Below are 16,742 nucleotides of genomic sequence, written 5' to 3' on the forward strand. Positions count from 1 at the left end.
TTATTAATTATTTTTATAAATCCAATACAAACCTTGTATGGCTGTTGTTGGGAATGCCGTTTCATGATTTGCCTCTGGGATCACCAGTAATTTTGTTTCCAGAGTGCTTATTTTCTTATTTTGTAGCAGAGCGTAAAAAGCTTGCGCATCCCCCACCATGTCGTTATTCATGTGGGCTTTGGTTTCTTGTGCGCCAACGGCAATAAAAACCTTAGTATGCTCCTTCACACCTTTGTTACTGAGCTTTTCGACTTCATTGAAAATGGCTTTATTTTGATACCAAAGGGATGGACTGCCCAGTACGTAACTACTAAATAAAGCGGGTTTAGTTGTGAGAATATAGCTACCAAATAACCCACCTAACGAATTGCCCATAAAAGTACGCTGCGAAGGCTGAGTTCTAAAATTTTTGTCTATGTAGGTAAACACTTGCTGTTCTAAAAAGCGCAGGTGCTGCTTTGCTTGCCCTGTTGCTAACTTCCAGTCGCTTGCTTTGTACGGCGTATAATCTCGTACCCGGCTTTCACTGCCTTTTGACCCTTTGGAATACGATACACCAACAATAATGGCTTCAGCCATTTTGCCTGTATTCATCGGGAAACGCGTTGCACCAGATACAATTTGAAAACTATACCAAGCATCGGTGAGATAGATAACAGGATAACGTTTATTTGGATTTTTTTGATAGCTGCGCGGTAATTTAATGAAAAGCGGATAGACATGCTGTGTTTGGCTGTCTTGCAACTCCACGATATGGCTTCTGGGAATTTCAAAAGACCCATTATCAGCTTGTACATATGAACAAAATAGAATTAATGAGCTTGTCAGTAACGCGGCAAAACGATGAATCAAACTATTCATTTACTTCCCTATATATTGTTTTGGACAAATTAAAAACAGGCTAACATGTACCTGTGAAGCTAGCCTTAACCAACATAACATATAAGCAGTTAAATTTCTTAAGGTTATTATAAAAACCGCCCCAAAGTACTTTCAATATGCTTCATTAAAACTCTGCGTGTGCGTTTGTTTATATGTGTCAATAAACGGGTTGGTCACGCTTTGAAGCTCTGTGACCAGCATCAGGCTTACTTTTTAGACTATGCACAAGAAAACCGACTTGTTAGTATGCTCATCAATGCCCACCTAAGCCGATTAAGGAAACATCATGCGAAGCAAACAATTTACCATTAAAACCATGAGCAAAGCCGAGCTAGATATAGCGGTGGACTGGGCAGCTCAAGAAGGTTGGAACCCCGGCAATAGCGACGCAGAATGTTACTATGCAGCCGACCCCAATGGCTTTTTAATGGGCTATTTGGATGATGAGCCCATCGCGTCAATTTCCGTGGTTAAATACCAAGGTGATTTCGGCTTTCTAGGGTTTTACATCGTCAAACCACAGTATCGTAGTCAAGGCTATGGTTGGCAAATATGGCAAGCGGGGCTTGATTATCTAAAGGGTTGTAATATCGGCCTTGATGGGGTGGTCGCACAACAGGATAACTACAAAAAGTCGGGCTTTAAACTTGCGTACAGCAATATCCGCTACGAGGGTCAAGGTGGCAATACAGCCCCCACTGACGACAATGTGGTTGCGCTATCAGAGCTGACATTTGAACAAATCAGTCAATACGAGTCTGACTTTTTTCCAGCGGACCGTCAGCGTTTTTTACAGCAATGGATAACACAACCGAACAGCCACGCTCTAGGGATTTTGCACGAAGGAAGGTTGGCAGGATATGGCGTGATACGTCCGTGCCGCTCAGGGTATAAAATTGGTCCTCTATTTGCCGATAGCAGTGAGTTTGCAGAGTCTTTATTCTTAGCTTTAAGCTCAAAAGTTCCATCGAACGAAGCTATTTTTCTCGATGTGCCAGAGGTGAACCTAGATGCCGTATCACTTGCTCAACGTCACAAGATGCTACCTTCTTTTGAAACAGCCCGAATGTATACAGGTGAAAAACCAGATTTGCCACTGACACGCATTTTTGGTGTCACGTCATTTGAGATTGGCTAAAACGATAATCAAAAAAGGCCTTAAGTGCTACCTAGGGCCCTAGCAGAGTATTAGACCTGAACTGATACTCAGACAATGAATCAAACGTTTCATCAACCCTGTCCACGCGTCTCTCAGTCTTTGATTTAGCAACGTAAAATCACAAATTACGACTTTTTTGTCAGAATCACATCTAGTGTCTACGCTTAACTTGGTAGAGTGAAAAACACAAAAAGGTCGTACAGAATAATGGGATCACAGGAAGACATTACCCTTGGCTTACTCGCTCCGCTAAGTGGCGTGGTTGCGCTTTATGGCGAGGAAATATCGAACGCAGCAAAAGTTGCATGTGCGGAGATAAATGAAGCTGGCGGTATACTTGGAAGACCGCTCAAACTCGTTATTGTTGATGATGGCAGCGTGCCCCAAACTGCGGTACCTGCAGCCAAAAACCTAGTTCACGAACACTACTGTCATGCCATTATTGGTAACTTGCTTTCAAGTTCGCGTATTGCCGTTAATTTAGATGTTGCTGAAGTTGAAAAAATTCCTTATCTCAACTTCTCATTTTATGAAGGCTCCATAAAAGGCCATTACTTTTTCTCTTTCTCCGCACTACCTAATCAGCAAATAGAAAAAATGGTGCCCTATATGGCCGAACGTCATGGCATGAAGTTTTTCTTTGCTGGCGCCAATTATGAATGGCCAAGAGGGTCAATTGATGCGGCCAAACACGTTTTAAATAAGATTGGCGGTGAAATTGTCGGAGAAGAATATTTACCACAAGGTAACACTGATTTTCGATCTATGCTCTATCGCCTATATACATCTGGCGCTGATGTGTTTGTGCCCTACTTTGCAGGCGTTGATCAAGTCAACTTATTAACACAATTTGCTGAAATGGGATTGAAAGATAGGATAGCTGTTGTGATGGGTCATTTTGATGAAGTGATGGCCTCTGCAATGCCCAACAACATAAAAAGTGGCTTTTATTCCAGTAACAGTTATTTTATGTCTGTACCGACAGCCGCAAACCAGCACTACCTTGAAAGGCTACAACGCCTAGAATCAATTAATGGCTTGTTACCAACAGGCAATGGCGGGCTCACTAACTTTGGCGAAGGCACCTATTTATGCGTGAAAGCATTTGCCAAAGCAGCTAATCAGGCACAAAGTGTGGAGCCCGAAGCGTTAATACATGCACTTGAACACGTTGAGGTAGAAAGCCCGCAAGGCCATGTTAAGATGGATGCCGCGACACATCACGCGTATGTAAATAACTACCTCAGCCGCTGCAATGACCTTGGTGAGTTTGAGATCATTCAATCGTTTGGACAAATTGAGCCAATTATTCCGCCTCGATACAAACATCACTTCGAAAAGTCAGAAATGGCGCACTTTGTTGTATCTGATAACCCCAAACTGAATGTTGCTAGCTGGAAGCTCATACAAATGTATCCAGCCGAACACTTTTTAGAAAATTTAAGCCATCAAGTGTCGATCCCTGACCTCCCCGATTACATATTCGAGAGCTTAACAAATAATTTAGATACTTTAACGAGCCATATCGCCAACAAAGAACCTTTATACCTCATTGGTAACTCAAGTGATGGCTTACAATTTCGCGTTAAAGTCATGCCTTTATCTGGCCAAGAAAATACCGATTTAGCCGTTTATGAGTCAAAGGGCGACTTTATACCCCAGCTCACCGAACAAGTACTCGCTCAAGCCGACATTGCCGTGATTGCAACCGATGAATCTGGGCATATTCTCGTTGCCAATGAATCAGCAACGTTGTTATTTGGCTATCCCATAGAAGAGTTAATTGGTTTACATATAGTACATTTAATTCCTCCTCGTTATCGAGAAAAGCATGACCTGTACTTTGCGCAGTTTTTGCAGTCAAAAGATGAGCAGAGAAAAATGGGCGCTCGGCAAGAAATTTCAGGCTATCGAAAAGACGGCTCCGAGTTTCCTGCCACAGCTTCCATTTCCAAAGCGAATTCAGGCGGAAAAAGTGTTCTCACCGTCACAATAGTTGATATTTCTGACCAAAAAGAACAACAAGCGCAATTAGAGTGGCAAGCAAACCACGATACACTGACTCACCTGCCTAACCGCTCATTGTTTCACCGTAGGCTTTCGGCTGCACTAAGACGCTCAACCGTTACAAATGCCAAGGTGGCCCTGCTGTTTATCGACTTAGACCACTTTAAATCGGTTAACGATATTTTTGGCCATGACTTTGGCGATATGCTGTTAGTCTGTGCAGCCAGTAGACTGCTAGATACCATTGATCCCGGCAACACTTTGTCTCGCTTCGGAGGCGATGAGTTTGTAATTTTATGTGACAACGTTGATGACGCAGAACAAGTACAAGTGCTTGCCTATAAAATCAATCAGTGCCTCAAGGAACCATTCGAGGTGATGGGGCAAATTATTTATCTCAGTTGTAGCATTGGATACTCTCTAGGGCATGGCGCAAGTGAAGCTGCAAACACATTGGTTCGCAAAGCGGATACTGCCATGTATGAAGCAAAAGAAAAAGGCCGCGATGCAATTTTGGAATACAATCCACAACTTGATAAGGAAATGAAAAGCAAATTTGATATTGCCTATGAGTTGCGTGAGGCTATTAACAATAATCATTTTTCAATGGTCATTCAACCTATCGTGGATTTGTCATCAAATAAAGTGATTGCTGGAGAAGCGCTACTGCGCTGTACCACAGCAAAAGGGCCTATTTCGCCCGCGGTATTTGTTCCCATAGCTGAATCTATTGGACTGATTAACGTCATTGGTCAATGGGCGATCACACAAACTTTTGAACAGCTTAAAGGTATTTCTCATCACATAGAATCTGGACGCCTCAAATATGTTTCTGTCAATATTTCCAATGGACAACTATGTCACTCAGGATTCTTGGAATTCATAAAGTCTGAGCTACGTAAATATCCCATTAACCCACGACATATTTTGTTGGAGATCACCGAAACCTCGATCATGAAAAATGAAGTCCACGTTAAAGAGGTACTTGCAGAACTTGGCAATATTGGCTTTAAGATCGCCATTGATGACTTTGGTATTGGCTACACCTGCTTTAATCAGTTACTTGATTTGCCAATCAACTGTCTAAAAATAGATAAAGTTTTTGTTGATAAACTTGAAGTGGACGAAAACAGCCCGATCCTCATTCACACTATCACTAGTCTTGCCAACTTTTTAGGATTTGATGTGATCACTGAAGGCGTAGAAACTAAAACACAGCTCAGCACTTTGAAATATTTAGGCTGTTATAAAATACAAGGCTATTTGTTTTACAAACCCATGTCATTTGAAGCGTTTAATACCTTACTTAACAATAATCTCCAAGTAGAGTTGCCGCACTAATCACATCGTGATTGAGCGCTTTAACGAATTTTATAAAGTGCTATTTATACCCAAAAATCTATCGAATTTACCGATGACTCTAATCGTTTTAATTCCCAGCAATAGTAAGTTTCCCACTCTATACTCATAAACAATTCATTTACAAGACATTGGTTGTATTTAGAGGTAAACATACACTCAATGTGCTTGGTTATTAAAACGGCTTACATTAGTTAAGGATCTATTTGATGAATATGCATAACCACAAAAAGCACGTGCTCGCCAGTGCCATCAGCCTATTGTTATTTACGACGACAGCATTTGCTGACACCCACGAAAAAGGCCAAACCAGCAAACCTAAAGGTGCGATGGGCAGTGGCATGACGCAGATGGGCGAAGCGAAAAGCAATCAGTTTTGGTGGCCCGACCAACTAAACCTGTCTCCATTGCGCGACCATGATACCCGTTCAAATCCCTATGGCGCTGATTTTGACTACGCAAAAGCGTTTCAAACACTCGAACTGGATAAAGTAAAGCAAGATATTGACGCATTGCTCACTCAATCTCAAGATTGGTGGCCTGCGGACTACGGCAACTATGGGCCGTTTTTTATTCGTATGACATGGCATAGTGCGGGGACTTACCGTACCCTTGATGGCCGTGGTGGCGCTGGTGGTGGCCAACAGCGCTTCGATCCACTTAACAGTTGGCCTGATAACGGTAACTTAGATAAAGCTCGTCGTTTACTTTGGCCTGTAAAGAAAAAATATGGTGAAGCCTTATCATGGGCGGATTTAATGGTGCTGGCAGGTAATGTGGCGCTCGAAAATATGGGTTTTAAAACGTTTGGTTTTGCGGGTGGTCGTGCCGATGATTGGGAGCCCGATCTCGTTTATTGGGGCCCTGAAGTGGCCATGCTCGCCAGCGATCGTCACGAAAAAGATGGCAAGTTACAACGTCCTCTAGGTGCCACACATATGGGCCTCATTTATGTCAATCCAGAAGGTCCTCGTGGTGTGCCAGACCCTCTAGGCTCTGCAAAAAATATCCGCGTTGCTTTTTCTCGAATGGCAATGAACGATGAAGAAACATTGGCATTGATCGCTGGTGGTCACACCTTTGGCAAAATGCACGGAGCACATAAACCAGCAGACTGCGTTGGCAAAGAACCCGGTGCGGCAGCCATTGAAGCGCAAGGTTTAGGTTGGAAAAATAAATGCGGAAAAGGCCATTCAGAAGACACAGTAACCAGTGGCCTAGAGGGCGCGTGGACGCAAGCACCAACCAGATGGACATCTTTGTATCTAAGCAACCTACTGAACTTTGAATGGCAGCAAACTAAAAGCCCAGCAGGTGCAACTCAATGGATCCCAACAGATGAATCACTCAAAAATGCAGTTCCCGATGCGCATGTTGAGGGCAAGTTTCATGCGCCAGTCATGACCACTGCTGATTTGGCTCTCAAATATGACCCCGAGTATCGTAAAATTGCAGAGCGCTTTTTAGCCGACCCAGAAGAATATCGTCTCGCATTTGCCAAAGCGTGGTACAAACTCACCCACAGAGATATGGGCCCTGCAAGAAACTTTTTAGGTAAAGAGGTGCCAAACGAGGTGCAGATCTGGCAAGATCCGATCGACTCAAACAGCATCTCTAATATCGACAATGACGATGTGCAATCATTAAAAGCGAAGATTTTAGACTCAGGTTTAAGTGTGTCAGAACTAGTTCGCGTAGCGTGGGCATCAGCCGTAAGTTATCGCGACTCTGATATGCGTGGTGGTGCAAATGGTGCGCGCTTAGCCTTAGCGCCGCAAAAAGACTGGACAGTCAATAACCCAAAAGAAACAGATAAGGTTCTCACTACATTAAAAGCAATTCAAGAAGACTTTAATAGTGGCTTTTTTAATAAGAGCCAAGTGTCTTTGGCCGATCTAATTGTACTGGGCGGTGCAGCAGCAATTGAAAAAGCAGCTACCGATGCAGGGTTTGAAATCCAAGTGCCTTTTACACCGGGTCGTGGTGACGCGACACAAGCTCAAACCGACGTGAATGCATTCAATTTGTTAGAGCTGCATGCCGATGCATTTAGAAACTACTTCGATGAAGCCAAAAGTTACAAATCTCCAACGCAGATGTTAGTCGATAAAGCGGATCAGCTAAACCTGAGCGTACCTGAAATGACCGCTCTTATCGGTGGTATGCGCTCACTCGACGCAAACTATCAAGGTGCGAAACACGGCGTACTCACCAACAATCCGGGCACGCTCAACAATGACTTTTTCGTTAACTTAATGGATATGTCAACTGTGTGGAAAAAGTCCTCAGAAGAAGGCGTTTATAATGGCTTTGACCGCCAGTCCGGTGAACAGAAGTGGACTGCGACTTCCGTCGATTTAGTGTTTGGCTCTAACTCAGAATTGCGTGCAGTCGCTGAAGTGTATGCCTTTGACACCTCTAAACAGAAGTTTGTTGATGACTTTGTCAAAGCGTGGACTAAAGTCATGAACTTAGATAGATAATAACCGTAATGAACGTAGAGTACGTATGTGCTCTACGTTTTTATATTGATATTGACCTTCCCTGCCATAAAGCACTTCTTTTGGATGTTCCCATTAATACTCCATATTTTTTGCAATTTTCACCTTTAGCCTAACGCCATTGAGATTTTTTGGTATTCAAAAAAACAAAAAACGATTTTAAGGATCAAACAATGACGTTTAAATTAAACTCTCTGTGTCTTGCGCTCTCGCTTGGCCTCTCAAACTATGCAATAGCATCGTGTAATGGTATTTCTGGCGGTGCATCCGTCTATCTTGAAGGACCGATACTCATAATTAATGGTTCGAGTGATAGCGAAAATTACTCACTAACAAGTTCTGCGGATGACCTGACGGTCTCTAGAAAAGTGGGAAGCAGCTCAAGTTGCGAATCATTTTTCGTAAGCCAAGTACGCATGATCCAAGCGAAATTGGGCAATGGTAACGACAGCTTTGATGTAAAAAGCATTGACGTGCAACAAATGATTTATGGTGAGAATGGCAACGACACGCTCATATCTGGTAGTCAGGGCGACACAATTTATGGTGGCGCAGGGCATGACACAATATCAGGTAATGGCGGTCATGATCGCCTCCTAGGTGAAGACGGTAATGACGTCATTCATGGCGGTGCCGGTAATGACCAGCTCAGTGGTGGTAACCATCATGACCAATTATTTGGCGAGGGTAACGGTGACGTTTTAATGGGTGACGCAGGTGGCGACTTACTCATGGGCGGATAAGGCAAAGACATGCTCTCTGGTGGCGCAGATAACGATTATTTAGGTGGCGGCTGTCGTTTAGCTAATGCGGGGAATGGTTACATCTATGAACAAAGTGGCTGTAACAGTCATGATGATAAAGACGACACACTTTATGGCGGTGCGGGAGATGATGTGCTCAATGGTGATACTGGTAATGACAAACTTTATGGAGATGATGGTGACGACTATCTAACAGGCAACAGTGGCCGAGAAGATAGGCTCTATGGCGGCAACGGCAATGATGCCCTGTTCGAAAGTGGCGATGATGAAATAAATAGCGTGCGTTGGCATAAAGCCTATGGCAATGGTGGTGACGATATTTTATTTACTTACCATGAAAATTCGCAACAGCATGGTGGTAGCGGCAATGATGTGAGCATCACCTCTTCAACAGAATACGAAGCAAAAATTGAAGGTGGCAAAAACTCCGATTATATTTGGACTGCCGATGCGCTGCCGCAAGGTAGTTGCGGTAAAGGTGATGATAAAGGCGTGCTCTTTTTAGATAGCTGTGAAGGCATTACTTGGGTAGACGATTGGCAAGGTCTGCTATCAAAAGTGGATAAAAAAGTAATTTCAGCAACCCTTACTACAAAGCAGCCAATGCGGCCGTTGAAATGTCGGGTTCATACACGGGCTTTAATAATGGTTGGCGGAGCTTCAGTGTTAGTCCAACGACCCTTTACGATATTGTTTCAAGCAGTGTCTTTAAACGTTGGTTGGAAAATCAAAGCACAGCTCCCTACTCATACTATGAGTGGCGCGTTGATTACAATGTGAGTGGCTCTGCGGTATTGGCACTTACTTCAACTGTATGGAAAATAACGTAGCCTACATGTGCAGACATGTTCTTCAGCAAGTAGAAACTTGTTACAACCAAACTGGTAATGTGGTTGATTGCGAGTAAACCGATAAATTTCTCTGTTTCATGAAAGACAAGCCCTGCCCTTTTAAAGCGGGGCTTTTTTATTATATCTTCAAGCCTCTTGGCGACGTAAATTTAGCTTTTGGTTAAGCCAAAGAGCAAACATAATAACAGCACCACCAATACATAACCGAATAATATCCGCGTCTCTATTCCAAATCACCACATTAACGATTATCCCTGCCGGGATCAGCATATTATTCATCACCGCAAGTGATCCAACATCAACTTGTGTTGCGCCTTTATTCCACGCAAAATATCCAAGCCCTGAAGCGACTATTCCTAGGTAAACCAATATACTCCACTGAGTCATACTTGTTGGCAAACGAGCACTGTCGCCAAATAGCGCAAAGCAACTCACCGCAACGAGTAAAGCACCGATAAAAAACCAACCAAAAACAGTGTGATGTTCAAAACTACTGTTCTGCATTAAGCGCTTGTAGCTAACCTGACCGGTTGCAAAGCAAAGATTTGCACCTTGCACCATCAACATCCCAACAAGAAAATCGCCATCAATGCCTTTATAGCGAATTGCCACAGCGCCCAGCACGGCAATCAAAGCCGAGAGTAAAAACTTTGGGTGTACTTGCCTATCAAGGATGTCATTCAACAAAGTGATATACATCGGCGTCATGACTGTAAATAACAAGACTTCCGGTACGCTCAAGTACAAAAATGAATGATAATAAAATCCATACATCACCCCAATTTGTATTGCTCCAATAAGTATCAATTTAATTATTAGCGCGGTCGGCAACAATCTCAGTTTCAAAAAAGGGATAAAAACAACGGCAGCAAGTGCTATGCGCATTAATGCACTAAACCAAGCGTCAACTTGACCAGCTAAATAGACGCCAATCAGGCTAAAAGAGAATGCCCAAAGCAAAGTAACGAAGATAAGGTAAAGCATAGAAAATAAATCTTTAGAAAATAGCTATGCTACACAATCATGTCAAAATAGGCGAACTTATCCGCTTTATTGCTCTTTATGCTGTAACAGTTTGTATAGTGTGTCTAAGCGTTTATCCACACGGTGGCATTCGTAATACGCCCCTAAACACAGCGAAATAACAAACAATATGAGTAAATAGGGCTGGCTGAAAAGCGTGCTATTTGAAAACATAGACGTCATTACAACATAAGATAATGCAGCTATTACAATGCTTCGCAAAATATGGTTTTTTGGCTGAGAACGAAGCAGCTCAAACTCTTGTTCTAAGCGCTGCTTACGATTCATGTGTAAAAGTGCAATGTGACTATCTATGTCGTCCCTGTTCATAGCTTATCCTAAAATCAAACCAAAAACCTGTTTAAGGAACAAATTATACATAAATGCACTCTGCTTTCTAGACTAATTACGTTAAACTTTATAGAACAAACAATAAGTCTTTGTAAAATAATATAAAAAATCAAAAAGCGTGCAAATATAGACGAGGTGCCAACTTAGATATTGGTATGCGACTTTATGACAGCAGCGGTCAATTACTTGCCACCAGCAGTAACAACAGTGATAGCAAAGCTTCACTACAAATAACCCTTGCTCAAGGCATTCATTTGTTGGAGGTTTTTGGCGATGCAGGGCCCTATGCAAATGATTATGCAAGCCAAGGACATTTCTACTTGACTGGCAGTATTACGCCAACAACGCCTGATATAACTCCACCCGATCCGAACCCCATGAGCTTTGCGAAAATACCTACCGCACTCAATGATACGCAAATTGAGATGCAAGCAAACACAGCAACTGACGATTCCGGCGGTACTGTAAGCTACCTATTTACCTGTACCCGAGATACCGGTACTTGTGATAGTAGTGACTGGCAAACAAGCCCTATGTATACCGCAACCGAACTAGCAAGTGCGACTGAGTATTGCTTTAGCGTGCAAGCCCGCGATTTAAGTGCAAATATCACTGTCGCATCAGCCCAACATTGTGCATCCACACATGCTGTACAACCACAACCTGAACCACCAGCAGCGCCGAGTAACTTAACGCTCATTGATGGTCAAGATGGCACGGCTACTTTATCATGGCAAGACAACAGCCATAATGAGCAATCTTTTGAAATTCAAAGAGAGTCAATGCACAAAAGTGGCCGTTGGCGCGACACACAAATAGTCGCGCTCCTTGATGCCGATAGTATCAATTTCCTAGATAGCAGTGGTACCGGTACGTTTAGATACCGAGTGCGAGCAACTAACCATGTAAACGCTTCACAATGGAGCGCTTGGCAAGAAGTGACGGTGTCCGATAACAACGGCGGACCAGATAAACCATGCAAAGGCAAAAAGTGCAGTAACTAATTAAAAGACACTCCCTTAGAAGTACCAAAAGCAGCCATCTGGCTGCTTTTTTTATACAACTAACTTCACTTTGAAAAAAGTGAAACCATCAAATACAAAGCAATTAACATCAACATTGCGCCCATCACCCGATTAAATATCCTCACTTGCCTAGAGCTTTTCAGCAGTAACGCAATCTTGTTGCCAAGTACTGCCCACGCAAAAATAGATGCGTAACAAATCACAAAGTATATACTCACAAACATCAGTAATAGCGAGTAAGAACCTGATAAATTAAATGCCGAAATACCCGCCATACAAGCGATCCAAGCTTTGGGGTTACACCATTGCAAAAATGCACCTTGCAAAAAGGAAGGCATAGACTGTGCCTTTACCTCAAGCGTTACGTTGGCGCTAAACAACCGATATCCCATGTAAAAAATAAACAGATTGCCAGCCACACCCAGTATCTCAACCCAACCTGCTAGCTGCTGCGCAACAAATTGATAGCTCACACCAACAACATACAGTAATACGGTAAAACCAATGGTTGCGCCACTGATGAATGGCACGCTTCGCGCCACACCATGATTAGCACCCGATGATAATGTGATCAAATTCACCGGACCCGGCGATATAGACATGGAAAGTGAAAACAAGCACATAGCTAATACCTGTGACATAACAGAAACTCAATAAACAGTGATATTGCATTGTACCGAGGTAGACATAAACCAAACTAGGTAGCACAATTAGATTTAACTGTTCTATTATCTTCACCATTAAAAGTATGATTGACGACCTACGAGCCCTCGCCATTTTTGCGCATACCGTGAAATACAAGTCATTTAGAGGGGCAGCGACTGCACTGACGCTATCTCCATCGGTGGTGAGCTATCAAATCAGTAAACTCGAGCAAAAACTCGGTGTCGCTTTGCTGTATCGCTCCACACGACAACTGTCGCTTACCCATGAAGGCGAGAAGCTCTATCAACATGCGCAACATATGTTGGCAGCTGCGCAAAGTGGTTTAGATGAGATCAATCAAAATAGCGAACAACTTAAAGGTAAACTCACTATTAGCTTACCTACCGCTTTGATCCGCGCACCGCTCACTCAGCGCTTAGCACAATTTAGTCAACAACATCCTCTTGTAAGCTTTAATGTGCAATATAAAGATGAACGCAGTAACATAATTTCTGAGGGGATCGATTTGGCCGTACGTGCCGGTGACATGCCCAATAGCGACCTGAAAGCGAAAAAGATTGGCGCGATAAAGCGTCTTATGGTGTGCTCAAAAGCGTACTATCAATCACAACCCGAACCCAAAAAGCCCGAAAGCTTGAGTCAATGGCATTGGATTAACTTAGCCATGCTCCCCAAGTCACGAACTTTGCACAATGACAACGCACAAACAGTGCAAATTGACTATCAAAGCCACTTTAGCGTTAATAGCGTTGAAGCAATGGCACAGCTGTGTATAGCCGGTATTGGCGTGGCAACGCCGCCAGATTATTTAGCGAATGAAGGGATTAAAAATGGGCGACTTGTTCATCTATTTCCACAATGGCAAGTCACCGACATTCCGCTTTACGCCACATGGCCTAATAATGTGCCACAGTTTGGATTGGTGAAACGACTTTTAGCGTTCTTCGACTAATTTATTTTCACATTCAATAGCCTAGAACTCGCAGACTTGAAATGTGACACTTCTATCGCGTAAAGAGTCGTAGCATACATACTGGCAGCAAAGAAAAATATGTCTTGCTGTGATGGCATCTTCCCTTTTGTGCCTGTATCAGCATTGAGTTTGCCACTAGCAAACAACACGAGCAGCAATCCCAAAGCCCAGACTAGCTCGCCATAAGCACTGTTATTGCTTTTCTAACAGCCTACACAAAATATCTAAAAAGACAGTGACTCTGATGCTGCATTGACAATTCAGTGACATTTAAAGCGTTACCTTAAACCTATCATTCACTAAGATGGAAAAGCACCATGAAGCCTAACTATATCAGCCTTGCTGCTGCGCTATGTGTATTCAGTACACAAGCAGAGCAGCTGAATTTATCCAAACTACCAATCCAAATTGCAGGCCCCACCGCATACATTGATCAGCAGCTCGGTTGGCGTTTTGCCGCCGGTATTGGCGCAGAAGTTGAGGCGCAATATCATGGCTCAAAGAAACAAGCTACTGAGCCTGACCTTTATGTGGAAGCCGCCTATCGAGCCAAAAAATGGGAGTTTCAATCTAATCTGCTTAGCAATAAGTTGTTCTATCAAGCAAGTGAAAATATAACCACCCTAACTTGGCTTAACCATGAAGAGGGGCGAGATATGAGCGACGCCACAGATAACACGCTAGCAGGTATGGGCAACATTGAGAGTGCTTTAGAACTCGGTGGTGGCTTAAACTGGCATATAAATAGCCGACTAAATCTGGGCCTTTATGGACAAACTTACCTAAGTGGTAAACCCGATAAAGGACATGTCGGATTTGTAACTATGCACTACAAATTAATACAAGACGATTTCTACACTTTGGAGTTCAATGCCGATGTGAGCTTTGCAAATAGCGACCATATGCAAACTGAATTTGGGATCACCGACAAACAAGCAAATACAACTAAATACTCAGCTTATCAATTGTCGTCAGGCGTCAAGTCTTACGGGATCGGACTAAGTGTATTGTACCTCCCCAATCCTAGTTGGTTAATCAATATCTCGGCTGATTATGAAAAATACAGTGGCAAAGTGTCAAATAGCCCTTTAATTAAAGCAGGCAGTGATACTGAAATTGAAGCGGGCCTGACTATTGTGTATAAATTTTAGAAACTAACGTATGATATTGACACGTAAAAGTAAGCTGAGGTAGTCATGGGTCCACTAAGCATTCTACTCGTAGAAGACAATATAGACATCGCTGAAAACATCAGTGATTACCTAATGTTACATGGCCATATTGTAGATTTTGCTTACGATGGGCAAATGGCTATACAGCTTATTACGACTAACAATTATGACATTATTATCATGGATATTATGATGCCTAAGCTCGATGGGCTTAGCACAACAAAAACCCTCAGAGAACAGCATTTACTGGATATTCCAATCATTGTGCTGACGGCAAAAGATACCTTAGACGATAAATTGCTTGGATTTGACAGTGGCGCTGATGACTACATCATCAAGCCGTTCGCGATGCCTGAATTATATGCGCGTATGAACGCGTTGATAAGACGTCACCGCAAGCGTTATAACCATTTATTGACGCTACACAACATAACTCTCGATCAAAAGCAGCAAAAAGCAGAGATCGACAATAACATACTGAACCTCAACCCAACTACATTCAAAATTATGTGGCAGTTAACTCAGCAATTTCCAGATCTAGTACCTAAACATCAACTACAACATACCCTGTGGCCTAATGAAGTACCTGACAATGATATTTTACGCAGTCATATTTATAACTTACGTAAATCCTTGTCTCAATGCACCAGCCAAGTCGTTATTGAATCTCGCCATGGGCGTGGATATCAACTCGTCATTAAAGAGCATGAACAATTATGCGCAACCTAAATTTAAGTCAGCGAGTCAAGCTTGCTTTTATAGTCAGCTTTTGCACACTCATTGCCATTAGTTTAGTCATGATCTTTGCTGCAAGTAAGATGACCGAAGACTATATCTTCGAGGCGCAACTCGCCGCGCAATTAAAGTACTTAGATTTATCAAGAAATGACATAGCACTCCCCACAGCCTATAAACTCTACCTAAATAAAGAAAGCATTGACCCCCAAATTGCTCAATACGTTAGCGCAACTGAGCCTGGTATTTATGAACTTGAGCCCCCTGGTGAATTAGACTATCACTATGCGGTTATTGCGAGAGATACAGGAAATGCCTACCTATTTTACAATGTGCATGAACTTGAACTAGACGAAAGTATTGAGCGACAGCTACTGCATACCATCTTCGTAAGTTTTTTAATTTTAATGCTATGCACGCTCCTGTTTATGCGCACTATATTAAAACGCTCCCTTACGCCAATGTATCAATTGATAAGGGCCCTATCTGCGCATACAAAAACACCAAACGCCCCTCTAATACTGCCACCACTGCAAGACAATGAAATTGGCCTGCTCAATAGAACCATCACGCAGTACAGCAAACGCCTATCAGAGTTTATTCAACGAGAAAAAGAGTTCAGCCAGTTTGCCAGCCATGAACTGCGTACCCCTGTTATGGTGAGTAAAGGTGCCATTGAACTATTAAGGCTACAGGTTAAAACAAGCGACCCTTTAAGCAAACCTCTTGCTCGGCTTGAGCGTGCTACAGCCAATATGGAGGAAGTGATAGATACCCTGCTCAACTTAGCCAGAGAGCAAAATCACACGCATTGTGAATATATTAGCCTCGTTGACGCAATAGACGGTGTTGTTGAGCTGTGGCAAGAAAAAGCGAAGTTAAAAAAACAATTTATCAAGGTTGCATCCAAACAGTTAAACGAGCATACCTACCCCAAAGCGCAACTAGAAATGGTGCTCAATAATTTAATAAAAAACGCCATCCAGCATGGTTCAGTCGACACTATCAATATCACAATCTGTGCGGGGTACTGTCACATTAACAATAAACGGGCGCATGATAATCACCTGCCAGCAAATGAACCTAGCTTCGGATTAGGCATTATGATTGTAAAAAGAGTTTACGAGCAACAGAATTGGCACTTTGACTTTCAGCAAACCGAAACAGACTTTTCATCTACTGTTTTATTTAGTGAACACGTAAAAGCATAAAAACAAAGAAATTAAGATGCTCGCTTAGTTAAAAGTGCGATAAGCTATTGCTTTATTACCTGC

Annotated in this window: 14 protein-coding genes; 10 read left to right on the plus strand and 4 right to left on the minus strand. The window is 42.7% G+C overall.

Features of this window, described 5'->3' with window-relative positions:
* Window positions 1-3 precede the first annotated feature (3 nt).
* The gene (locus ACW689_RS03220; RefSeq protein ID WP_476288460.1) at window positions 4-861 is read right to left on the minus strand and encodes an alpha/beta hydrolase; all 858 of its coding nucleotides are present in this window, start codon (window positions 859-861) and stop codon (window positions 4-6) included.
* A 307-nt stretch (window positions 862-1,168) separates the two neighbouring features.
* On the opposite strand from ACW689_RS03220, the gene ACW689_RS03225 reads away from it, so the two are divergent.
* The 5 genes from ACW689_RS03225 to ACW689_RS03245 all read left to right on the plus strand — a co-directional run bounded on the left by ACW689_RS03225 (window position 1,169) and on the right by ACW689_RS03245 (window position 9,452).
* The gene (locus ACW689_RS03225) at window positions 1,169-2,020 is read left to right on the plus strand and encodes a GNAT family N-acetyltransferase (protein WP_476288461.1); all 852 of its coding nucleotides are present in this window, start codon (window positions 1,169-1,171) and stop codon (window positions 2,018-2,020) included.
* Window positions 2,021-2,248: 228 nt separating this feature from the next.
* Window positions 2,249-5,389, plus strand: a complete 3,141-nt coding sequence (locus tag ACW689_RS03230) for an ABC transporter substrate-binding protein (RefSeq protein WP_476288462.1) — start codon at window positions 2,249-2,251, stop codon at window positions 5,387-5,389.
* Between the two features lie 227 nt (window positions 5,390-5,616).
* A complete protein-coding gene (gene katG / locus ACW689_RS03235; RefSeq protein WP_476288463.1) occupies window positions 5,617-7,890 on the plus strand; it encodes a catalase/peroxidase HPI in 2,274 nt (757 codons plus the stop codon).
* 191 nt (window positions 7,891-8,081) lie between these two features.
* Window positions 8,082-8,651, plus strand: a complete 570-nt coding sequence (locus ACW689_RS03240; RefSeq protein WP_476288464.1) for a calcium-binding protein — start codon at window positions 8,082-8,084, stop codon at window positions 8,649-8,651.
* 9 nt (window positions 8,652-8,660) lie between these two features.
* On the plus strand, window positions 8,661-9,452 hold the full coding sequence (locus ACW689_RS03245; RefSeq protein ID WP_476288465.1) for a calcium-binding protein: 792 nt from the start codon (window positions 8,661-8,663) through the stop codon (window positions 9,450-9,452).
* 197 nt (window positions 9,453-9,649) lie between these two features.
* On the opposite strand, the gene ACW689_RS03250 is transcribed toward ACW689_RS03245, so the two are convergent.
* Together ACW689_RS03250 and ACW689_RS03255 are read right to left on the minus strand one after the other, a co-directional pair.
* Window positions 9,650-10,507, minus strand: coding sequence for a DMT family transporter (locus ACW689_RS03250; protein ID WP_476288466.1), 858 nt, complete (start codon window positions 10,505-10,507; stop codon window positions 9,650-9,652).
* A 66-nt stretch (window positions 10,508-10,573) separates the two neighbouring features.
* On the minus strand, window positions 10,574-10,876 hold the full coding sequence (locus ACW689_RS03255; protein ID WP_476288467.1) for a hypothetical protein: 303 nt from the start codon (window positions 10,874-10,876) through the stop codon (window positions 10,574-10,576).
* 176 nt (window positions 10,877-11,052) lie between these two features.
* Here ACW689_RS03255 and ACW689_RS03260 point away from each other — a divergent pair, with 176 nt between their 5' ends.
* Window positions 11,053-11,901: a fibronectin type III domain-containing protein gene (locus ACW689_RS03260; RefSeq protein WP_476288468.1), complete on the plus strand. Its 849-nt coding sequence runs from the start codon at window positions 11,053-11,055 to the stop codon at window positions 11,899-11,901.
* Window positions 11,902-11,966: 65 nt separating this feature from the next.
* Here the strand turns inward: ACW689_RS03260 and ACW689_RS03265 are convergent, their stop codons facing one another.
* Entirely contained in the window at window positions 11,967-12,563 is a 597-nt protein-coding gene (locus ACW689_RS03265; RefSeq protein WP_476288469.1) for a LysE family translocator, read from the minus strand.
* Window positions 12,564-12,670: 107 nt separating this feature from the next.
* Here ACW689_RS03265 and ACW689_RS03270 point away from each other — a divergent pair, with 107 nt between their 5' ends.
* From ACW689_RS03270 to ACW689_RS03285, 4 genes are all read left to right on the plus strand, one after another.
* Window positions 12,671-13,540, plus strand: a complete 870-nt coding sequence (locus ACW689_RS03270; protein ID WP_476288470.1) for a LysR family transcriptional regulator — start codon at window positions 12,671-12,673, stop codon at window positions 13,538-13,540.
* Between the two features lie 338 nt (window positions 13,541-13,878).
* On the plus strand, window positions 13,879-14,712 hold the full coding sequence (locus ACW689_RS03275; RefSeq protein WP_476288471.1) for a MipA/OmpV family protein: 834 nt from the start codon (window positions 13,879-13,881) through the stop codon (window positions 14,710-14,712).
* A 45-nt stretch (window positions 14,713-14,757) separates the two neighbouring features.
* On the plus strand, window positions 14,758-15,462 hold the full coding sequence (locus ACW689_RS03280; protein ID WP_476288472.1) for a response regulator transcription factor: 705 nt from the start codon (window positions 14,758-14,760) through the stop codon (window positions 15,460-15,462).
* A complete protein-coding gene (locus ACW689_RS03285; protein ID WP_476288473.1) occupies window positions 15,450-16,679 on the plus strand; it encodes a sensor histidine kinase in 1,230 nt (409 codons plus the stop codon). Before ACW689_RS03280 ends, ACW689_RS03285 begins: the two co-directional genes overlap by 13 nt.
* The last annotated feature ends 63 nt before the right edge of the window (window positions 16,680-16,742 follow it).

Source organism: Pseudoalteromonas sp. ABE4_541 (assembly GCF_056312285.1).

Bases quoted from the DNA above. Each gene is read 5' to 3' on its own strand.
- ACW689_RS03220 (WP_476288460.1), bottom strand. From the start codon at position 861: ATGAATAGTTTGATTCATCGTTTTGCCGCGTTACTGACAAGCTCATTA.
- ACW689_RS03225 (WP_476288461.1), top strand. From the start codon at position 1,169: ATGCGAAGCAAACAATTTACCATTAAAACCATGAGCAAAGCCGAGCTA.
- ACW689_RS03230 (WP_476288462.1), top strand. From the start codon at position 2,249: ATGGGATCACAGGAAGACATTACCCTTGGCTTACTCGCTCCGCTAAGT.
- katG (WP_476288463.1), top strand. From the start codon at position 5,617: ATGAATATGCATAACCACAAAAAGCACGTGCTCGCCAGTGCCATCAGC.
- ACW689_RS03240 (WP_476288464.1), top strand. From the start codon at position 8,082: ATGACGTTTAAATTAAACTCTCTGTGTCTTGCGCTCTCGCTTGGCCTC.
- ACW689_RS03245 (WP_476288465.1), top strand. From the start codon at position 8,661: ATGCTCTCTGGTGGCGCAGATAACGATTATTTAGGTGGCGGCTGTCGT.
- ACW689_RS03250 (WP_476288466.1), bottom strand. From the start codon at position 10,507: ATGCTTTACCTTATCTTCGTTACTTTGCTTTGGGCATTCTCTTTTAGC.
- ACW689_RS03255 (WP_476288467.1), bottom strand. From the start codon at position 10,876: ATGAACAGGGACGACATAGATAGTCACATTGCACTTTTACACATGAAT.
- ACW689_RS03260 (WP_476288468.1), top strand. From the start codon at position 11,053: ATGCGACTTTATGACAGCAGCGGTCAATTACTTGCCACCAGCAGTAAC.
- ACW689_RS03265 (WP_476288469.1), bottom strand. From the start codon at position 12,563: ATGTCACAGGTATTAGCTATGTGCTTGTTTTCACTTTCCATGTCTATA.
- ACW689_RS03270 (WP_476288470.1), top strand. From the start codon at position 12,671: ATGATTGACGACCTACGAGCCCTCGCCATTTTTGCGCATACCGTGAAA.
- ACW689_RS03275 (WP_476288471.1), top strand. From the start codon at position 13,879: ATGAAGCCTAACTATATCAGCCTTGCTGCTGCGCTATGTGTATTCAGT.
- ACW689_RS03280 (WP_476288472.1), top strand. From the start codon at position 14,758: ATGGGTCCACTAAGCATTCTACTCGTAGAAGACAATATAGACATCGCT.
- ACW689_RS03285 (WP_476288473.1), top strand. From the start codon at position 15,450: ATGCGCAACCTAAATTTAAGTCAGCGAGTCAAGCTTGCTTTTATAGTC.